The following is a 17,777-nucleotide window of genomic DNA, read 5'->3' on the forward strand; positions in this document are numbered from 1 at the left end:
AGATTGATAGGAGAAAAGATCATTTCTTTCGAATCCATAGACTCCACGAATCGTTTCTTGAAAGAGAATTACCGCTTCTATCCCGATGGCACGGTGGTGGTCGCGTTGGAGCAGACCTCAGGATATGGAAGAAGCGGAAGACACTGGCACTCTCCAAGGGGGGGACTATGGTTCTCTGTGCTTTTCAAACCGAGAAAGCCACTGGAGCTTTCGTTTTACACAAGGGTGTTCTCAGTAGCGGTTGTGAAGACTCTCGAAAACATGAAAATACATGCGAACATAAAGTGGCCCAACGACGTGTACATAAACGGGAGAAAGCTCGCGGGAGTTCTCTCAGAAGGAATTTTTGAAGGTGCAAAACCTCTCGCCGTTGTCGTGGGAGTTGGCATGAACGTGAACAACGAAATCCCAGCCGAGTTGAAAACAAGAGCGATCAGTCTGAAGGAAATCATGGGAAAAGAAATCAGCATTGTGAAACTCATGGAGTCGATATTGAAGAACGCACGCGTGATTTTCAGAAAGTATTCAAAGAAAAAAGAAGCTCTGACGAGGATCTGGAAGAGGTACCTTCTTCAGAAAGAAGGAGATATCATATCTCTGGAAGGAAAGAAGGGAAAGATCGTAAAGATAAACCCCAATAGTCTGTTGATAGACTTCGACGGAGAGATCAGAAGGGTTTACTCACTCTCTCCTCACTGAGGATTTCGTAGCCTCCATTTCCCACAACCCTTAGGGTTATTTTCTTGGTTGGTAAGAACACCTCCACGATGTCTCCGTCCTTTACCTCGTACGAGGCTTTCGCGGGCCTCCCGTTCACCAGGACCCTCTGCCCCTTCAGCAGTTTCTGGGCAATCGTTCTTCTCTTCACTACCGAGATCTTAAGAAACAAATCTAATCTCATGAATTGCACACCCTTTCCAACAGTTCATCATCGCTCATTGAGAAGGGGTCTTCTCCTTTCAAAACTAATCTTCTCATAACCAGCATCTTGCTCGTGAAGAAGCGAGGGTCGTATTTTTCAAGGAATTCCATCCTGGTTCCATCGAAGACCTTCTTTCCCTTTTCGAGTACCACCACACGATCCACGTGATTTATAACTGTTTCTATATCGTGAGAAATGAGGATGACCGTCTTTCCAAGGGTCTTCCACTTCTCCACAATTCTCAGAAGGTCTGTTTTCCCTTCCCGGTCCAGCCCCACTAAAGGTTCATCGAGGATGAGAATATCCGGTTCGTGAACGATCACAGAAGCGATCGCTACCCTTCTCTTCTCACCGCCGGACAGGAAAAAAGGTACTCTGTCTTTGAAAGAATCGAAATCCAGCCCCACGAACTCCATCGCTTTCTTCACCAGGGGAACAGGATCCCTATCTGGATAGAAGTTTTTCACAGCAAAAGCCACTTCGTCAAAAACTCTCTCCGCGAAGAACTGATCCTCGGGGTACTGAAAAGCGATTCCTATGTTCCTTCTTATCTCGTAACCTTTCTTTCTTTCTCCGTCGTAAAGCACAGCACCTGAAGTGGGTTCTATCAAACCTGCTACAATTTGAAGAAGGGTCGACTTCCCAGATCCCGTGTTCCCAGCAACAAGGAGACATTCTCCTTCGTTTATCACAAGGCTTACATTCTCGAGTGCTTTTTTCTCCAAGGGTGTTCCCCTGTGAAAGATGTGAGAGACGTTGACCACTTCTATCCTCATGTTGAAGATTATATCACGTGGTAAAATTTAACGAGAGGTGAATGACTCTATGAACATTGTTGAACGATTGAGAGACCTGTGGAAAAAGATAGTAGACATGTGGAGCTCCATGCCTCGGGAAAGGAAATTCCTCGTGGGAGGAATAGGGATTGCCCTTGTAATAACGATCGTTCTGTTCGCCGTTGTTGCGTCCGTTCCTCACTACAGACTCCTTGTGGCTGGCCTCAACGAAGACGAGGCAGGTGTGATCATCCAGAAGCTCGAAGAGATGAACGTTCCTTACAAAGTATCCCCTGGGGGAGATATATACGTTCCTGACAGTTACAACGTCTATGAACTCAGAATGAAACTGGCGTCTGAAGGAGTTCTTGGAAGTTCAAGGAAAGGTTTTTCTATACTCAGTGAAAACTCTTTCGGAGCCACGAGCTTCGACAAGCAGGTCAAATATCAGATCGCTTTACAGGAGGAACTCGAAAGAAGCATCATGACGATAAAAGGTGTGAAAGATGCAAGAGTTCATCTGGTCCTTCCGAAGTACACCTATTACGTTCGTGGTGAGATGGCGGAACCCCGAGCTTCAGTTCTCGTGGTCCTGGAACCCGGTGCAGAACTCACCCGCGAACAGGTGAGAGGAATCGTTGAACTCGTCTCAGGAGCCGTTGAAGGGTTGAAACCGGAGAACGTGAGGGTAGTGGATAACTACTCCAGATCGCTGAGCGATATGTTAGAAACAGACGAAGGAACTTTCCTTGCTTCCAGCAAACTGGAATTGAAACAACAGCTTGAAAAATACTACGAAAGCAAAATAAAGAAAGCATTGGAAAGCGTCTTCGGTCCTGGAAGAGTGGAGGTAATACCCGACATATCGATCAACTGGTCCAAGATAGAAACGGAGATGAAAAAGTACGAAGCACCTGCCAGAAGAGAAGGTCTGGTGAGGAGTCAGGAGACGCAGGTGGAGAAGAGCCAAAACCTTCCTCCAACCGGAGGACCAGCGGGAACGGATTCGAACATACCGCCTCTCACTTATCCATCAGTCACGTCTGAAGGAACGAGTACCTACGAACGAACCCATACCATCACCAACTACGAACTGAACGAAGTGTATCAGAAGATAATACAGAACCGCGAGGGAGAAATCTCATCGCTTTCCGTCGCCGTCATAATCGATGCTTCTTCTTCTGTCCTGCAAAACAGCAGTGACTGGAGCGGTGTGATAAACGATCTTGTGGAAAAAGGAGTGGGATCCATAACGTCTTCCGCTTCTCTCAGCGTCGCGGTTGCCTTTTTGCCATTCGATCGCTCCATCGAAAGGGCTCTTCAGGAAGAGTTGAAACAGATTGAAACGAGAAGAAGATTCGTTCTGTACTCGGTGGGAATAGCCCTGCTTGGATTTCTCACGTTCATACTCATCTATCTTGTGATCGTTCAAATAAGAAGAATAAGGGCAAGGAAACTCGCAGAAGAACGGAGAAGAAAACTGGAAGAAGAGGTGAAAGAAATCCTCCAGGAAGAATTGAAGGAGGAAGAGGTATCACCAGAAGAAAAGGAACTGCTCGAACTTGTAGAAGAGCTGGAGAACATTTTTTCCCGTTCACCTTCCGACATCGCCGAGATAGTCCGACTGTGGTTCTTTGAAAGGGGATGAGGATATGCCCGAGAAAAAGACTGATGGCAAAAGAAAGGCCGCAGTCCTTCTGGTGGCCCTTGGACCCGAAAAAGCAGCCCAGGTGATGAAACACCTTGATGAGGAGACGGTGGAACAGCTGGTGGTGGAAATCGCAAATATTGGAAGGGTTTCTCCAGAGGAAAAAAAGCAGGTTTTGGAAGAATTCCTGAGCCTCGCCAAAGCAAAAGAAATGATATCAGAAGGTGGTATAGAGTACGCAAAAAAAGTTCTGGAAAAAGCATTTGGGCCTGAAAGAGCAAGAAAAATCATAGAAAGGTTAACATCCTCTCTGCAGGTCAAACCTTTCAGCTTCGTAAGAGACACAGATCCCGTCCAGCTCGTGAATTTTCTCCAAAGCGAACATCCGCAAACTATAGCGGTTGTTCTGAGCTATCTTGATCCTCCTGTCGCGGCTCAGATTCTTGGAGCGCTTCCCGAAGAGCTTCAGACAGAAGTTCTGAAGAGAATAGCCCTGCTCGAACGCACTTCTCCAGAAGTTGTTAAAGAGATAGAAAGGAACTTGGAGAAAAAGATCTCTGGATTTGTAAGCCAGACGTTCAGCAAGGTGGGTGGAATCGATACAGCTGCAGAGATCATGAACAGTCTGGACAGAACTACCGAGAAGAAGATCATGGACAAACTGGTTCAGGAGACCCCCGAACTGGCCGACGAGATAAGAAGAAGGATGTTCGTCTTCGAAGACATTCTGAAGCTCGACGACAGATCGATACAGCTTGTGCTGAGGGAAGTGGATACGAGGGATCTGGCCCTCGCTTTGAAAGGAGCCTCCGACGAGCTGAAAGAGAAGATATTCAAGAACATGTCAAAGAGAGCCGCTGCGCTGTTGAAAGACGAACTCGAATACATGGGTCCTGTGAGACTCAAAGATGTGGAGGAAGCCCAGCAGAAGATAATAAACATCATAAGAAGGCTGGAAGAGGCCGGTGAGATCGTCATTGCAAGAGGTGGCGGAGAGGAGCTGATCATGTAGTATGCTTCTCAGAAAAGATGAGGTGTTCTACATAGACCTTCCAAGGAAAATAGAAAAAGAAGAAAAAGTGCAAGAAGAAAAAACAAAAGAGAACACATCAGAGGAAATCCAAAAGATCAAAGAAATGAGAGAAAAGATCCTCTCTGAAGCTCAGGAAGAGGCCAGAAAAATCATTGAAGGTGCCAGAAAAGACGCAGAGGAAATCTTAAGGAGCGCTTCCAGCGAGGTTGAAACTTTAAAGCTCGAAGCGAAGAAGGTCTTAGAGGAAGCAAAAACAATGAGAAACGATCTCCAGAAGTACATTCTCGGTTTGAAAAAAGAGATCCAAAAACAGATAAACCTGAAAATAGAAGAGATACTTCCAGAGCTTCTCGATATACTCAAGATCCTTTTCAAAAAGATCCTTGAAAAGGAAATGGACGAGTCTACAGTGGAAAGAAAGTTGAGGAGCGCCTTATCAAAAGTAGTGGGCATCAAAAATGTGAAGATCAGAATAAATCCAGAAGATGCAAAAAAACTGGACCTCAGTGAAGTCAGCAGAGAAACATTGATACCGGATCCCAATGTAGAAAGAGGCGGCGTCATTGTCGAGACAGATTTTGGAATTCTGGACAAAACGTTCTCTCATCAATGGGAACTCGTGGAGGACATCTTCGAAGAGGTGGTAGGTTTTGAAGGACATCCTGAAAGAACTGAAAAAGAAGTTGAGTGAAGAAGATTTCAATAAATTCAACGGAAGAGTCACACGAGTGGTGGGGCTCACCGTGGAATCAAAAGGGCCAGACGCTTTTCTAGGAGAAATGTGTAAAATTTCACTTCAAAACGGCAAGAACGCACTCGCAGAGGTAGTTGGTTTCAGAGAAGAAAGTGTTATTCTCATGCCCTACGAGGATGTCTCCGGATTGAAGATGGGCTGTGAAGTCATCAGAACTAACAAAGTACTCGAAGTCGGTGTCAGCAGAAAGATGATCGGAAGGGTGTTCGATGGTCTGGGACGTCCAATAGACGGAAAGCCCTTCGTTCCGGAAGACAGATACCCTCTGACCAACAACCCTCCAAACCCTCTAAAAAGACGAAGAATAAAAGATCCTCTACCGGTGGGTATACGATCAATAGATGGTTTCATAACAGTGGGCAAGGGCCAGAGAATTGGAATTTTCGCGGGCAGCGGTGTTGGAAAAAGCACACTTCTTGGAATGATCGCACGAAACACGACGGCGGACATTAACGTGCTGGCCCTCATCGGGGAGCGCGGAAGAGAGGTCAGAGAATTCATAGAGAGGGACCTTGGAGAAGAGGGGCTGAAGCGGTCCATACTGGTGGTCTCAACTTCCGATCAGCCTGCCCTTGCCAGAGTGAAATCTCTTCTCACCGCCACCAGTATAGCGGAATTCTTCAGAGATCTGGGATACGATGTTCTTCTGATGGTGGATTCTCTCACCAGATGGGCCATGGCTCAGAGAGAAGTGGGGCTCGCAGTGGGAGAACCTCCCACCACCAGGGGGTATCCACCAAGTGCCTTTGCCGGCCTTCCAAAGATACTCGAAAGGGCAGGAAACTCAGACAAAGGTAGCATAACAGCGATTTACACTGTGCTCGTTGAAGCGGACGACTTCAACGAACCCATTTCCGACACTGTCAGATCCATCGTAGATGGGCACATAATTCTTTCGAGGAGACTTGCCGAATCGAATCACTACCCGGCGATCGACGTTCTTGCAAGCGTGAGCCGATTGATGAACGATATCGTCACCGAAGAACACAGAGAGGCGGCGAACCGCCTCCGATCGCTGATGTCGGCTTATGAATCCGCAAAAGATCTGATTGAAATCGGTGCTTACAAGAGCGGAACCAATCCACTCGTTGACAAAGCTGTGGAAATGAAAGATGAGATCGATTCCTTCTTGAAACAGGGTGTCTTTGAAAAAGCTTCATTCGAGGAAACCCTTCAGAAACTTCTGGATCTATACCTGAGATCTCTTGACTAAGTAAGTCATGTCTCCTATCATCATGAAGAGTTCGTCGATGTTTTTCAGAAAGCCCAGCCTGTTCACTCTCAAGTCGTCCCTCTTCACCATCACAAAGACGTTGTCGAAGTACTCGTCTATGTAGGGTTTCAGTTCGATCAGATACTGAAGCGCCTCACGGTAGTTCAACCTCTCCAGAGCTTTCAAAACTTTTTCTTTGACTTCGTAGAACTTGTTCATTAGCTTTTTCTCTTCTTCTTTCTCAAAGAGGGCTCCATCGAATTTGGTGGAGTCGTGATTCTTCGTTATGTTGTGGACTCGCTCAAATCCAACGAACAGATCCTGAAACTCGGGTTTTTCAGATATCTCCTGGAGGGCTTCCGCAGAGAGGATCCCGCGAAGGGGCTTCTTCCACAGGTGATTCACCGCTCTTGCCACGTCGAAGGATATTCCAAGTTCGTTGATCAGAAACTGATAGAACCTGCCTGCAAAGAACGTTTCCAGTTCTTCAGAAAGATGGTACTTCACCAGTGAAGAAGCGAAAGTGAGAAGCTCTTCCAGAGAAATATCCCACTCGTTCTTCCTTATGATCCTGAAGATTGTGTCAGCTTTACTTTTCAGGCCATACGGATCTTTAGAACTCGTGGGAACGTTGCCTATGGCGAAATTTCCCACGATGGTGTCGATTCTATCCGCTATTCCAAGAATGGAACCTATCACTGTCTGTGGCTCTTCGGAGTAATGATCCTCTATGGCCGTTGCTATTTCTTCGTTTATTCCCTCCCTCAGGGCATAGATCCTGCCCATAACACCCTGGAGCTCCGGGAACTCGTACACCACCTTCGAAGCGATGTCTGCTTTGCATATAGAGGCGGCTTCTAAGACCTTCTGCGTGAACGACTCTGGAAGTTTCAGATCTTCGCATAGCCTCTGTGATATTTTCTTTATCCTTTCTACCTTATCGTAGAGTGTTCCGAGTTTCTCCTGAAAAACGATTTCTTTGAGCTTTTCATTCATCTTTTCCAGCGGAGTCTCGAGATCCTTCTGGAAGTAGTATCGCGCGTCTTCCAATCGAGCGTTTATAACTCTCTCGTATCCCTTAACCACGTTCTCCGGTGGCTGTGGACCGTCTTGAAAAGCCACAAAGGTGTTCGTCAGGGTCTCTTTATGTGCTATAAAAGAGCGCTGGTGATGTTTCACGGCGGTCACTATAATCTCTTCTGGAAGTTCAAGATATTTTCGGTCGAACTGCCCAACAACGATTCTGGGATACTCCGTTATCGCCACTATCTCTTCGATGAGTTCTTCATCGCGTTCGATCTTCATACCACTTCTTTTTTCAAATTCATCGATCTGTTCGAGGACGAATTTTTTTCTCTCCAGGTGGGAAGAAATCACGAATCCTTTTTTGAGAGATTCGTAGTACCTTTCCGGATCGGGAATTTCGATTGATCCAGCGTGATACCTTTTGCCGTAAGAGATTCTGGACGATCTAAGACCGAAGATTTCCAGGTCAAGAACTCTTCCATCAACCATCGCCACAATCCAGTGAACAGGTCTGATGTATTCGTGTTCACCGGAACCCCACCTCATGGGTTTTCTAAAATTCAAACCCAAAACGAGATCTCTGAACAGATCTGAGAGAACTTCTTCGACAGGCTTTCCTTCAACAACTCGCGATAAATAGACGTACCCCTCCCTGTGAACCACGTTCTCCAGGGAAGCGTTGTTGTTCCTCAAAAACCCTTCGAGCGCTTTGGTCGGTTTACCGTTTTCATCGTAAGCAACGTTCAGTGGTGGACCTTTCTTCTCTTCGGTAAAATCCTCCTGTTTCTCCGGAAGATTCTTGAGAATCACACCAAAACGTCTGCTTCCAACGAAGACTTCAACAGATCCGGAAAAAATTCTGTACGCTTTAAGAAGCTCAGCCGATTTTTCCTCGAGCTGCCTCAGAATACTTCGGAATTCGCTCGCGGGAAGTTCTTCGAGTCCCACCTCAAGCAGGGCTGTTCTCATTAGCCTGCACCTCCAGAAAAACTCTCGCAGCCTTTCTTGCCATCGCCTGAATACGCTTCACGTAGGTTTGTCGCTGAGACACACTTATCGCTCCGCGCGCATCGAGAAGATTGAACGTGTGAGAACATTTCAAAATGTAATCGTAAGCGGGAAGGTAAAGATTTTTTTCCACAAGTCTGTAAAACTCCTTCTCGTACTCATCGAAATGTCTGAAAAGGAGTCCTACGTTGGCTTCTTCGAAGTTGAAAACCGAAAATTCTCTTTCGTTTTCAAGGAACACATCACCGTATTTCACGTTTTCGTTCCACTGCACCTCGTAGACGTTATCGACTCCCTGAAGATACATGGCGATCCTTTCCAGACCGTAGGTTATCTCGAGAGGAATGTCCTTCAGGGAAATTCCACCAATCTGCTGGAAATATGTGAACTGAGTTATCTCCATGCCGTCCAGCCACACTTCCCAGCCAACGCCCCACGCTCCGAGGGTGGGAGACTCCCAGTTATCCTCTACGAATCTGATGTCGTGTTCTTTCAGGTTTATACCGAGGTACTCCAGGGACTCAAGGTACAGTTCTTGAGAGTTTTCAGGGGAGGGTTTTATGATCACTTGGTACTGGAAGTACCTCTGCAATCTGTTGGGATTCTCTCCATATCTACCATCGGTCGGCCTTCTGCTCGGCTGAACGTAGGCCACTTTCCAAGGACCCTTTCTCAGACTACCAAAGAACGTTGCAGGATGAAACGTTCCGGCACCGACTTCCATATCGTAAGGTTGTTCCAGAAGACAACCTTTAGACGCCCAGAAATCGTTCAGTTTCAATATCACATCCTGAAGATACATCCTTCACTCCCCTTCCTTCACAGCGATCGCTTCTATTTCTATTTCTACGTTTCTCGGGAGCTGAGCAACCGCCACAAACGACCTAGCGGGCCTGTGGTCTCCAAAGTATCTGGAATACACCTCGTTGACCCTCTGGAAGTAGTCCATACTGGTCGTAAACACCGTCACCTTCGCGACGTCTTTCAGGGAGAAACCGCCCGCCTCCAGTATTGCTTTCAGATTTTCCAGAACTCTCTCAGTCTTTTCTTCTATGGTGCCCTGAACGAGTTCACCGGTTTCTGGATCTATGGGAATTTGACCCGAAACGAACATCATGTTTCCGACAACGACCGCCTGAGAGTACGGGCCTATGGCCTTTGGAGCCTTATCGGTTTCGACAAAGCGCTTCATACTATCCCCTCCACCTGAACACGGGTTTCTTCGAAGCGAGCACTTCGTTGACCCTTCGAACCGGTGTGTTGTGAGGAGCGTTTTTCAAAGCATCAGGATTCTCATAGGCTTCTTTTACCACTCTTTCAAGGATTTCGGCGTACTTATCCAGCGTTTCTTTGTTTTCAGTCTCAGTTGGTTCTATCATGAGTGCTTCCGGAACGATGAGTGGAAAGTAAACTGTGGGAGGATGCACACCAAAGTCCAGTATTCGCTTCGCAATATCCAGTGTTCTCACACCGGTTTCCCTGAACACTTTCTCCGCACTCGCCACGAATTCATGCATGCAGAACCCATTGTATGGAATCTCCAGGAACTTTTCTATTTTTTTCTTCAAGTAGTTCGCGTTCAAAACGGCCATTTCACTCACTTTTTCAAGGCCGTCTCTTCCCATCGTGAGAATGTACGTGTACGCTTTTACGAGAACCGGGAAATTTCCAAAGAAACTCCTCACACGTCCTATGGTCTTTTCCGGAACGAAGAGTTCGTAAAGTTCTCCGTTCTTCTTTACCTGGGGGAAGGGCAGAAAATCCACCAGATGCTTTTTCACACCAACTGGTCCAGATCCAGGTCCTCCCATTCCGTGGGGAGTGGAAAACGTCTTGTGCAGATTCAAATGAACGATGTCGAACCCCATGTCTCCTGGTTTCACTTTACCCATGATCGCGTTGAGGTTCGCGCCATCGTAATAGAGAAGAGCACCACACTCATGCGTCATTTCCGCTATTTTCAGAATGTCCTTTTCGAAGAGTCCAAGTGTGTTTGGATTTGTGAGCATTACCGCAGCCACTTCTTCATCCAGTAGTTTTTTCAAATCTTCCACATCCACCATACCGTTTTTGCTCTTTATCTCCACCACCTCAAAACCGACCATCGAAGCAGATGCTGGATTAGTACCGTGGGCAGAATCTGGTACAAGAACTTTCTTTCTCTCAGTGTCCCCTCTGCTTTTAAAGTACTCTCTCACTATCAGCATTCCCGTGAGTTCTCCGTGAGCTCCGGCAGCGGGTTGAAGTGTCATGTCATCCATTCCCGTTATCTCGCACAGCATTTCTTTCAGCTCGTACATGAGCCGAAGACTGCCCTGAACAGTTTCGACGGGCTGATACGGGTGTATCTCTCTGAATCCTTCGAGATTCGCAGCTTTTTCGTTCAGTTTGGGATTGTACTTCATGGTGCAGGAACCGAGGGGGTAGATTCCGAGATCCACAGAGTAGTTCTTTCTGGCAAGATCGGTGTAATGCCTCACCACATCAGGTTCGCTCACCTCGGGAATCTCCGGAGGTGTCCTTCTGAGAAATCGATCCGGAAGCGAATATTCTGGAATGTCGCTCTCGGGAAGCCGGAATGCTTTTCTTCCCTTTTTGGACCTCTCAAATATCGTCATTTCATCGCCTCCAGGAACTTTTCTATATCCTCTTTGGAAATCACCTCTGTGGCACACGCGAGTGCTGTGTCTCCAAGTTCCGGGTAAAAACCCTTCAGAGGCAACGGCCCAAGGATCTTTTTCGCCATCATTTTCCTCCACCGATCAGGATAATCTTCTGGCACGTTGAAAACGAACTCGTTGAAAAATTCTCCCGAAAAGCACAGTTTGAATCCCATTTCTTCCAGTCTTTCCTGGAGGTAATGAGCAGCGCTGTAAGAACGCCTGGCTACCTCCCTCAGACCGTCAGGCCCCATCACACTCATGTAAACAGCCGCGATCAGAGCGGCGTGGGCATGGTTGGAACATATGTTCGAAGTGGCTCTGGCTCGCCTTATGTGCTGTTCTCTGGTCTGAAGGATCATGGTGTAGGCTGTGTTACCGGCTTGATCCACGGTCTGTCCAATCAATCTCCCTGGCATCTGCCTCACGTACTTCTCTCTTGTGGCAAAGATTCCAAGGGAATATCCTCCGAACCACATGGGAAGTCCCAGCGACTGGCCCTCACCAACCACGATGTCTGCCCCGTAACTTCCTGGAGGTTCCAGAAGAGCGAGTGAAACTGGTTCTACAACCACTATCAGCAGAGCATTACCCGATCGGCTTCTGACATAATCGAGATCTTCTATGACTCCAAAGAAATTGGGATACTGAACGGCTATCGCCGCCGTTTCTTCATCGACCTCTTCTAACAGGACCCTTCCCGTTTCGTCGTATCCGGCTTCCACCACGGTGAAACCTCTTTTTTCGAGATAGGTTCTCAAGACTGCTCTGTATTCGGGATGAACGGACCTTGCCACAACCACCTTATCTTTCCCGGTGAGTCGAAAACTCATCAAAGCCGCTTCCGCCAGAGCGGTGGCCCCATCGTACATGGATGCGTTCGCCACTTCCATTCCTGTCAGTTCACATATCATGGTCTGGTATTCAAACAGAGCCTGGAGGGTTCCCTGGGATACCTCCGCCTGATACGGTGTATAAGCGGTGAGAAAATCGGGCTTCATCGCAAGATCGTAAACAACCGTGGGAACGTACCTTTTATAAACCCCAGCTCCGAGAAAGACAGCGTAGTCTTCAAGAGAAGCGTTCACCTCAGAAATCTCTTTCAACCGCTTGAAAACACTGAACTCATCTCTGGATTCCGGAATATTCAGAGACGACCTGGCAGAAACAGGGATCGAAGAGAAAAGCTCTTCTACGGAAGAAACCCCTATGAAGTCCAACATGGCACGGACGTCTTCATCCGTGTGGGGAATGTAAGGATAGTTCATCAGGACACCTCCGGATTTCTATGAGAAACTACTCCTGAGCACAGAATTCCTGATAAGCCTGTTCATCCAGAAGATCTTCGAGTTCACTTTCATCGGATATTTCCATTTTGAAAAGCCAGCCTTCTCCTTCTGGATCCTTGTTTATGAGTTCAGGTTCAGTATCGAGTTTCTCGTTCACTTCCACGATCTTCCCACTGAGAGGAGCGTACACGTCCGCTGCGGCTTTCACGGATTCTATACTCGCCACAACTTCCCCTCTCTTCACCTCTCTGCCGACTTCAGGAAGATCCACGTAGACCACATCACCGAGCTGTTCCTGAGCGTGATTCGTTATTCCAACCGTTGCCACTTTGTCCTCAACCACCACCCATTCGTGAGTTTTCGTGTACTTTTTCATCTTCAAACCTCCCTCCTCACACTGCCTCTGTAAAATGGTTTTTTTACCACAGAAGCTTCTACAAGCTTTCCACCAGGAAACACTACTTCCAATTGGTCTCCAACCTTCACCGATTTTGAAACGAGAGCCAGCGCTATCGACTTCCCAAGAGTTGGAGAGAAGTTACCGCTTGTGATCTCTCCCACTCTCTCTCCATTCTTTGAAACTTCATAGCCTTTTCTTGCTATTCTTTTTCCAGAGAGCTCAAGCGCCACAAGTTTTCTTTCCACTTTTTCCTTCGCTTTCAGCAGCGCTTCCTTCCCCACGAAGTTTTTGTCCAGTTTTACAACCCAGGAAAGCCCCACTTCGAAAGGATTCGTACTCTCATCCATGTCCTGACCGTACAGCAAATAAGTCGCTTCGAGTCGGCAGACGTCCCTCGCCCCAAGACCTGCTGGTCTGCCGTCGATTTTTCTGAGCAGATTCATCAGAGCATCCCAGACCTTCGGTGCATTCTTCGCTTCAAGCATCAGTTCGAAACCGTCCTCACCCGTGTATCCCGTTCTTGAGACAAGAGCCTCTACACCGGCTACAATACTCTTTCTGAAAGAATAATAGGCAATTTCCTCGAGACCGTCTTCAACAAGCTCCTGGAGGGTCTCCTGTGCTTTTGGCCCCTGGAACGCTATGAGCGCTGTCGTATCTGAAATGTTCGATACTTCGACATCGAAATTCTTCGAATGGGATTTTATCCAGTTGAAGTCCTTTTCAATGTTTGCCGCGTTCACCACCATGAGAGCTTCATCAGGACTCACCTTGTACACAACAAGATCATCGATGATTCCACCGTTTTCATTGCACATGACAGAGTAAATCGCTTTACCATCCGGAAGTGAAGAAAAGTCGTTCGTTATAAGAAAGTCAATAAAAGAAACCGCCTCGGGCCCTTTAACGAGAAATTCCCCCATGTGAGAGACATCGAACATCCCCACCGATTTTCTGACTGCCATCACTTCTTCGAATATGGATGTGTAATAAAGAGGCATCTCCCACCCCGCGAAATCCACCATTTTCGCACCGAATCCAACGTGCTTTTCAAATAGAGGCGTTCTCTTCATTCCCGCATCTCCTCCAGAATTCTCTTTGCTTCTTCTAAAAATTCCTCCGGTACTTTTATCACCATGAGGGCTGAAGAACCAAAAATCGCTCTTGGTGTAACATCATCACACGTTTCAACTACGTAAGGTATTTCGTTTTCTTTCAATATATCTTCGATCATCTTTACCTCCAGTTCACTTCCCTCAATTAAAGTTTCCCACCTCAAAATTTTAATCCTCCTTACACCAAGATTCAGGGTTTGTTAACATCACGAAGAAGTGGTAAATTGACATAGGGAACCCATGTACATTTTATCACTTTTGATGCATATGCTAAACTCTCATTGAAGAGAACAAACAATTCACAGGGAGGCTGATCGCCTTGAAGAAGATAGCAGTACTTACAAGCGGCGGAGACGCACCTGGAATGAACGCAGCTGTGAGAGCCGTGGTCAGGTACGGTGTCAGGCAGGGACTGGAAGTGATCGGAGTGAGAAGAGGTTACTCAGGCCTCATCGACGGCGATTTTGTAAAACTCGAGTACAAAGATGTGGCAGGAATCACAGAAAAGGGAGGAACAATTCTGAGAACTTCCAGATGTGAGGAGTTCAAGACAGAAGAGGGCAGGGAACTCGCTGCGAAACAGATAAAAAAACATGGTATAGAAGGACTCGTCGTCATAGGTGGTGAAGGGAGTCTCACCGGCGCTCATCTTCTTTACGAAGAACACAAAATACCCGTTGTCGGTATACCAGCAACCATAGACAACGACATTGGGTTGACTGACATGTGCATAGGGGTGGACACGTGTTTGAACACGGTGATGGATGCTGTTCAAAAGCTCAAAGACACCGCTAGCTCGCATGAGAGAGCTTTCATTGTGGAAGTCATGGGGAGGCATTCCGGCTACATCGCTCTCATGGCGGGACTGGTGACTGGTGCAGAAGCCATCATCGTACCAGAGATTCCGGTGGATTATTCACAGCTCGCCGATAGAATTCTCGAAGAAAGGAGAAGAGGAAAGATCAACAGCATAATCATAGTCGCTGAAGGGGCAGCGAGTGCCTATACCGTCGCAAGACACCTCGAATACAGGATAGGCTACGAAACGAGGATCACCATACTCGGACACGTACAGAGAGGTGGTTCTCCAACGGCTTTCGACAGAAGACTGGCACTGAGTATGGGAGTTGAAGCGGTCGATGCTCTTCTGGACGGAGAGGTAGACGTGATGATAGCGCTCCAAGGGAACAAGTTCGTGAGAGTTCCTATAATGGAAGCGCTCTCCACAAAGAAAACGATCGACAAAAAACTTTACGAAATAGCACATATGCTTTCATGAACGGGGTGAAATCGTGCGAAGTACAAAGATCGTATGTACGGTCGGACCAAGAACAGACAGCTATGAAATGATAGAAAAGATGATAGACCTTGGAGTGAACGTCTTCAGAATAAACACCTCACATGGTGACTGGAACGAGCAGGAACAGAAAATACTCAAAATAAAAGATCTGAGAGAGAAAAAGAAAAAACCCGTAGCCATTCTGATCGATCTTGCGGGGCCGAAGATCAGAACCGGATACCTCGAAAAAGAGTTTGTGGAATTAAAAGAAGGCCAGATCTTCACTCTCACCACAAAGGAAATACTTGGAAACGAACACATAGTCTCGGTGAATCTCAGCTCTCTTCCAAAGGACGTGAAGAAAGGAGACACCATTCTGCTGAGCGATGGAGAGATAGTGCTTGAGGTAATTGAAACAACCGATACAGAAGTGAAAACAGTGGTGAAAGTCGGTGGAAAGATCACACACAGGAGAGGTGTGAACGTACCGACGGCCGATCTTTCGGTGGAATCCATAACGGACAGAGACAGAGAATTCATAAAACTCGGAACGTTGCATGACGTTGAATTTTTCGCTCTTTCTTTTGTGAGAAAGCCAGAGGACGTGCTCAAGGCAAAAGAAGAGATCAGAAAACACGGAAAGGAAATACCTGTAATCTCCAAAATAGAAACGAAAAAGGCTCTGGAGCGTCTCGAGGAGATAATAAAGGTGAGCGATGGAATCATGGTCGCACGCGGTGACCTGGGAGTGGAGATACCCATAGAAGAAGTCCCCATCGTTCAGAAAGAAATCATCAAACTCTCCAAGTACTACTCCAAACCAGTCATAGTCGCAACTCAGATACTCGAATCGATGATAGAAAATCCGTTCCCCACGAGGGCAGAGGTCACCGACATAGCCAACGCCATCTTCGATGGAGCGGACGCCCTGCTCCTCACAGCGGAAACAGCGGTTGGAAAACATCCCCTGGAAGCCATAAAGGTGCTGAGTAAAGTAGCAAAAGAAGCCGAAAAAAAACTGGAATTTTTCAGAACGATAGAATACGATACCAGCGACATATCTGAGGCTATATCACACGCCTGCTGGCAGCTCTCTGAATCTCTGAACGCGAAGCTGATCATCACACCTACCATATCCGGGAGTACCGCTGTTCGTGTTTCAAAGTACAACGTTTCTCAACCCATTGTGGCCCTGACACCAGAAGAGAAAACCTACTACAGACTTTCTCTCGTGAGGAAGGTGATACCCGTTCTCGCTGAAAAATGTTCCCAGGAATTAGAGTTTATCGAAAAAGGGCTGAAGAAAGTAGAAGAAATGGGTTTGGCAGAAAAAGGGGATCTGGTGGTTCTCACTTCCGGCGTTCCAGGAAAGGTGGGAACGACAAACACCATAAGGGTGTTGAAGGTGGATTGAGGGGGGATCGCTATGAAGATCACCTGGTTTGGACACGCATGCTTCGCCCTGGAGATGGAAGGAAAAACGATCGTTACAGATCCTTTCGATGAGAGTGTGGGATATCCCATACCAAACGTAACCGCTGATGTTGTAACGGAAAGTCATCAGCATTTCGATCACAACGCTCACCATCTTGTGAAGGGAAACTTCCGTGTGATAGACAGACCCGGTGCTTACACCGTGAACGGTGTGAAAATAAAAGGTGTGGAGACCTTTCACGACCCATCGCATGGAAGAGAAAGGGGCAAAAACATCGTCTTCGTATTCGAAGGGGAAGGCATAAAAGTATGCCACCTGGGAGACCTTGGACACGTGCTTACCCCCGCTCAGGTAGAAGAAATAGGTGAGATCGATGTCCTGCTGGTACCCGTCGGTGGAACTTACACCATTGGGCCAAAGGAGGCAAAGGAAGTAGCGGATTTGCTGAACGCGAAAGTCATCATTCCGATGCACTACAAGACGAAGTACCTGAAATTCAATCTCCTGCCCGTTGATGATTTTTTGAAACTCTTCGATTCGTACGAACGTGTGGGAAACATCCTCGAGCTCTTTGAAAAGCCGAAAGAAAGAAAAGTAGTCGTCATGGAGGTGCAGTGATGATAAAGGTGCTGATAGACGAAGAGACTCTCAAGAAGAGAATCAAGGAACTGGCACGGGAAATAGAAGAGTACTACCTGGGTAAAACAGACACCATACACGCTGTATGCATCTTGAAGGGATCCATACACTTCTTCAGCGACCTCATGTTGAACATAAGGAAACTGAACGTCAAATACTCTTTCATTCATGTCTCGAGCTATCAGGGTACCTCTTCAACGGGAAAGATTAGAGTGAAATCCTGGATCGATGAATCGATACACGATGAATACGTGCTCCTTGTGGAAGACATCGTTGACACCGGTCTCACCTTGCAGCACATAGTCCGATACCTGAAAAAATACAATCCAAGAGATTTCAGGATAGTGAGTCTCATAGAAAAAACCGTCCACGATCATGGAATTCCTCTGGACTTCGTGGGATTCAGAGTGGATGATAAATTCCTGGTTGGTTACGGTCTCGACATCGATGAAAAATACCGAAACCTTCCCTACATAGGCTATGTGGAATAAGGGGTTCGTGCTTGTCTTCGCCCTCATCGTTTTGATGATGGTGTCTTTTGTTGTGTTCCAGATACTTTACATCCTCTCTTTTCTTGTGG

19 protein-coding genes are annotated in these 17,777 nt (G+C 47.0%); 9 read left to right on the forward strand and 10 right to left on the reverse strand.

Annotated features, from left to right (window positions below; genetic code table 11):
* The first annotated feature begins 3 nt into the window (after nucleotides 1-3).
* On the forward strand, nucleotides 4-699 hold the full coding sequence (locus tag T2812B_RS03740) for a biotin--[acetyl-CoA-carboxylase] ligase (RefSeq protein ID WP_008193865.1): 696 nt from the start codon (nucleotides 4-6) through the stop codon (nucleotides 697-699).
* On the opposite strand, the gene T2812B_RS03745 is transcribed toward T2812B_RS03740, so the two are convergent.
* Nucleotides 668-901: an RNA-binding S4 domain-containing protein gene (locus T2812B_RS03745; RefSeq protein WP_008193867.1), complete on the reverse strand. Its 234-nt coding sequence runs from the start codon at nucleotides 899-901 to the stop codon at nucleotides 668-670. The genes T2812B_RS03740 and T2812B_RS03745 overlap by 32 nt on opposite strands.
* A complete protein-coding gene (gene ecfA2, locus T2812B_RS03750) occupies nucleotides 898-1,698 on the reverse strand; it encodes an energy-coupling factor ABC transporter ATP-binding protein EcfA2 (RefSeq protein ID WP_038050880.1) in 801 nt (266 codons plus the stop codon). Before ecfA2 ends, T2812B_RS03745 begins: the two co-directional genes overlap by 4 nt.
* Before the next feature lie 49 nt (nucleotides 1,699-1,747).
* On the opposite strand from ecfA2, the gene fliF reads away from it, so the two are divergent.
* From fliF to fliI, 4 genes are read left to right on the forward strand one after another with little or no spacing between them, the layout of a single operon-like run.
* Nucleotides 1,748-3,346 (forward strand): flagellar basal-body MS-ring/collar protein FliF, encoded by a 1,599-nt coding sequence (gene fliF, locus T2812B_RS03755; protein WP_008193870.1) that lies wholly within the window; start codon nucleotides 1,748-1,750, stop codon nucleotides 3,344-3,346.
* Between the two features lie 4 nt (nucleotides 3,347-3,350).
* Nucleotides 3,351-4,358: a flagellar motor switch protein FliG gene (fliG, locus tag T2812B_RS03760; protein ID WP_008193872.1), complete on the forward strand. Its 1,008-nt coding sequence runs from the start codon at nucleotides 3,351-3,353 to the stop codon at nucleotides 4,356-4,358.
* Nucleotide 4,359: 1 nt separating this feature from the next.
* Nucleotides 4,360-5,070: a FliH/SctL family protein gene (locus T2812B_RS03765; RefSeq protein WP_008193874.1), complete on the forward strand. Its 711-nt coding sequence runs from the start codon at nucleotides 4,360-4,362 to the stop codon at nucleotides 5,068-5,070.
* Complete coding sequence (gene fliI, locus T2812B_RS03770; protein ID WP_008193876.1) at nucleotides 5,030-6,346, forward strand: flagellar protein export ATPase FliI; 1,317 nt, start codon at nucleotides 5,030-5,032, stop codon at nucleotides 6,344-6,346. The genes T2812B_RS03765 and fliI overlap by 41 nt, the downstream gene beginning before the upstream one ends.
* On the opposite strand, the gene glyS is transcribed toward fliI, so the two are convergent.
* Genes glyS through T2812B_RS03810 form a run of 8 tightly spaced genes read right to left on the reverse strand, consistent with a single transcriptional unit; the run spans nucleotide 6,323 to nucleotide 13,963 of the window.
* Nucleotides 6,323-8,341 (reverse strand): glycine--tRNA ligase subunit beta, encoded by a 2,019-nt coding sequence (gene glyS, locus T2812B_RS03775; protein ID WP_008193878.1) that lies wholly within the window; start codon nucleotides 8,339-8,341, stop codon nucleotides 6,323-6,325. The genes fliI and glyS overlap by 24 nt on opposite strands.
* A complete protein-coding gene (locus T2812B_RS03780; RefSeq protein WP_008193880.1) occupies nucleotides 8,322-9,182 on the reverse strand; it encodes a glycine--tRNA ligase subunit alpha in 861 nt (286 codons plus the stop codon). Before T2812B_RS03780 ends, glyS begins: the two co-directional genes overlap by 20 nt.
* 3 nt (nucleotides 9,183-9,185) lie before the next feature.
* The gene (locus tag T2812B_RS03785; RefSeq protein WP_008193883.1) at nucleotides 9,186-9,572 is read right to left on the reverse strand and encodes a RidA family protein; all 387 of its coding nucleotides are present in this window, start codon (nucleotides 9,570-9,572) and stop codon (nucleotides 9,186-9,188) included.
* A 1-nt stretch (nucleotide 9,573) separates the two neighbouring features.
* Complete coding sequence (gene gcvPB, locus T2812B_RS03790; protein ID WP_008193885.1) at nucleotides 9,574-10,998, reverse strand: aminomethyl-transferring glycine dehydrogenase subunit GcvPB; 1,425 nt, start codon at nucleotides 10,996-10,998, stop codon at nucleotides 9,574-9,576.
* Nucleotides 10,995-12,308, reverse strand: a complete 1,314-nt coding sequence (gene gcvPA, locus T2812B_RS03795) for an aminomethyl-transferring glycine dehydrogenase subunit GcvPA (RefSeq protein WP_008193889.1) — start codon at nucleotides 12,306-12,308, stop codon at nucleotides 10,995-10,997. Before gcvPA ends, gcvPB begins: the two co-directional genes overlap by 4 nt.
* 28 nt (nucleotides 12,309-12,336) lie before the next feature.
* On the reverse strand, nucleotides 12,337-12,711 hold the full coding sequence (gcvH, locus tag T2812B_RS03800; RefSeq protein ID WP_081501933.1) for a glycine cleavage system protein GcvH: 375 nt from the start codon (nucleotides 12,709-12,711) through the stop codon (nucleotides 12,337-12,339).
* Complete coding sequence (gene gcvT / locus T2812B_RS03805; RefSeq protein ID WP_008193893.1) at nucleotides 12,708-13,802, reverse strand: glycine cleavage system aminomethyltransferase GcvT; 1,095 nt, start codon at nucleotides 13,800-13,802, stop codon at nucleotides 12,708-12,710. Before gcvT ends, gcvH begins: the two co-directional genes overlap by 4 nt.
* Nucleotides 13,799-13,963 carry a putative signal transducing protein gene (locus T2812B_RS03810; RefSeq protein WP_231556599.1) on the reverse strand — a complete coding sequence of 55 codons (165 nt, stop codon included), beginning with the start codon at nucleotides 13,961-13,963 and terminating at the stop codon, nucleotides 13,799-13,801. Before T2812B_RS03810 ends, gcvT begins: the two co-directional genes overlap by 4 nt.
* A gap of 200 nt (nucleotides 13,964-14,163) precedes the next feature.
* On the opposite strand from T2812B_RS03810, the gene pfkA reads away from it, so the two are divergent.
* The 4 genes from pfkA to hpt are packed head-to-tail and all read left to right on the forward strand — an operon-like array spanning nucleotide 14,164 to nucleotide 17,688.
* The gene (gene pfkA / locus T2812B_RS03815; protein WP_004082880.1) at nucleotides 14,164-15,123 is read left to right on the forward strand and encodes a 6-phosphofructokinase; all 960 of its coding nucleotides are present in this window, start codon (nucleotides 14,164-14,166) and stop codon (nucleotides 15,121-15,123) included.
* 13 nt (nucleotides 15,124-15,136) lie between these two features.
* Nucleotides 15,137-16,537: a pyruvate kinase gene (pyk, locus tag T2812B_RS03820; protein ID WP_008193903.1), complete on the forward strand. Its 1,401-nt coding sequence runs from the start codon at nucleotides 15,137-15,139 to the stop codon at nucleotides 16,535-16,537.
* A 12-nt stretch (nucleotides 16,538-16,549) separates the two neighbouring features.
* A complete protein-coding gene (locus T2812B_RS03825) occupies nucleotides 16,550-17,176 on the forward strand; it encodes an MBL fold metallo-hydrolase (RefSeq protein WP_004082876.1) in 627 nt (208 codons plus the stop codon).
* Entirely contained in the window at nucleotides 17,176-17,688 is a 513-nt protein-coding gene (gene hpt / locus T2812B_RS03830; RefSeq protein WP_004082875.1) for a hypoxanthine phosphoribosyltransferase, read from the forward strand. The genes T2812B_RS03825 and hpt overlap by 1 nt, the downstream gene beginning before the upstream one ends.
* Nucleotides 17,689-17,777 lie beyond the last annotated feature (89 nt).

Source organism: Thermotoga sp. 2812B (assembly GCF_000789335.1).
In the GTDB taxonomy this organism is placed as follows: domain Bacteria; phylum Thermotogota; class Thermotogae; order Thermotogales; family Thermotogaceae; genus Thermotoga; species Thermotoga maritima.

Excerpts from the sequence above, each read along its gene's own strand:
- T2812B_RS03745 (WP_008193867.1), bottom strand. The coding sequence starts at position 901 with ATGAGATTAGATTTGTTTCTTAAGATCTCGGTAGTGAAGAGAAGAACG.
- ecfA2 (WP_038050880.1), bottom strand. The coding sequence starts at position 1,698 with ATGAGGATAGAAGTGGTCAACGTCTCTCACATCTTTCACAGGGGAACA.
- fliF (WP_008193870.1), top strand. The coding sequence starts at position 1,748 with ATGAACATTGTTGAACGATTGAGAGACCTGTGGAAAAAGATAGTAGAC.
- fliG (WP_008193872.1), top strand. The coding sequence starts at position 3,351 with ATGCCCGAGAAAAAGACTGATGGCAAAAGAAAGGCCGCAGTCCTTCTG.
- T2812B_RS03765 (WP_008193874.1), top strand. The coding sequence starts at position 4,360 with ATGCTTCTCAGAAAAGATGAGGTGTTCTACATAGACCTTCCAAGGAAA.
- glyS (WP_008193878.1), bottom strand. The coding sequence starts at position 8,341 with ATGAGAACAGCCCTGCTTGAGGTGGGACTCGAAGAACTTCCCGCGAGC.
- T2812B_RS03780 (WP_008193880.1), bottom strand. The coding sequence starts at position 9,182 with ATGTATCTTCAGGATGTGATATTGAAACTGAACGATTTCTGGGCGTCT.
- T2812B_RS03785 (WP_008193883.1), bottom strand. The coding sequence starts at position 9,572 with ATGAAGCGCTTTGTCGAAACCGATAAGGCTCCAAAGGCCATAGGCCCG.
- gcvPB (WP_008193885.1), bottom strand. The coding sequence starts at position 10,998 with ATGACGATATTTGAGAGGTCCAAAAAGGGAAGAAAAGCATTCCGGCTT.
- gcvPA (WP_008193889.1), bottom strand. The coding sequence starts at position 12,308 with ATGAACTATCCTTACATTCCCCACACGGATGAAGACGTCCGTGCCATG.
- gcvT (WP_008193893.1), bottom strand. The coding sequence starts at position 13,802 with ATGAAGAGAACGCCTCTATTTGAAAAGCACGTTGGATTCGGTGCGAAA.
- T2812B_RS03810 (WP_231556599.1), bottom strand. The coding sequence starts at position 13,963 with ATGATCGAAGATATATTGAAAGAAAACGAAATACCTTACGTAGTTGAA.
- T2812B_RS03825 (WP_004082876.1), top strand. The coding sequence starts at position 16,550 with ATGAAGATCACCTGGTTTGGACACGCATGCTTCGCCCTGGAGATGGAA.
- hpt (WP_004082875.1), top strand. The coding sequence starts at position 17,176 with ATGATAAAGGTGCTGATAGACGAAGAGACTCTCAAGAAGAGAATCAAG.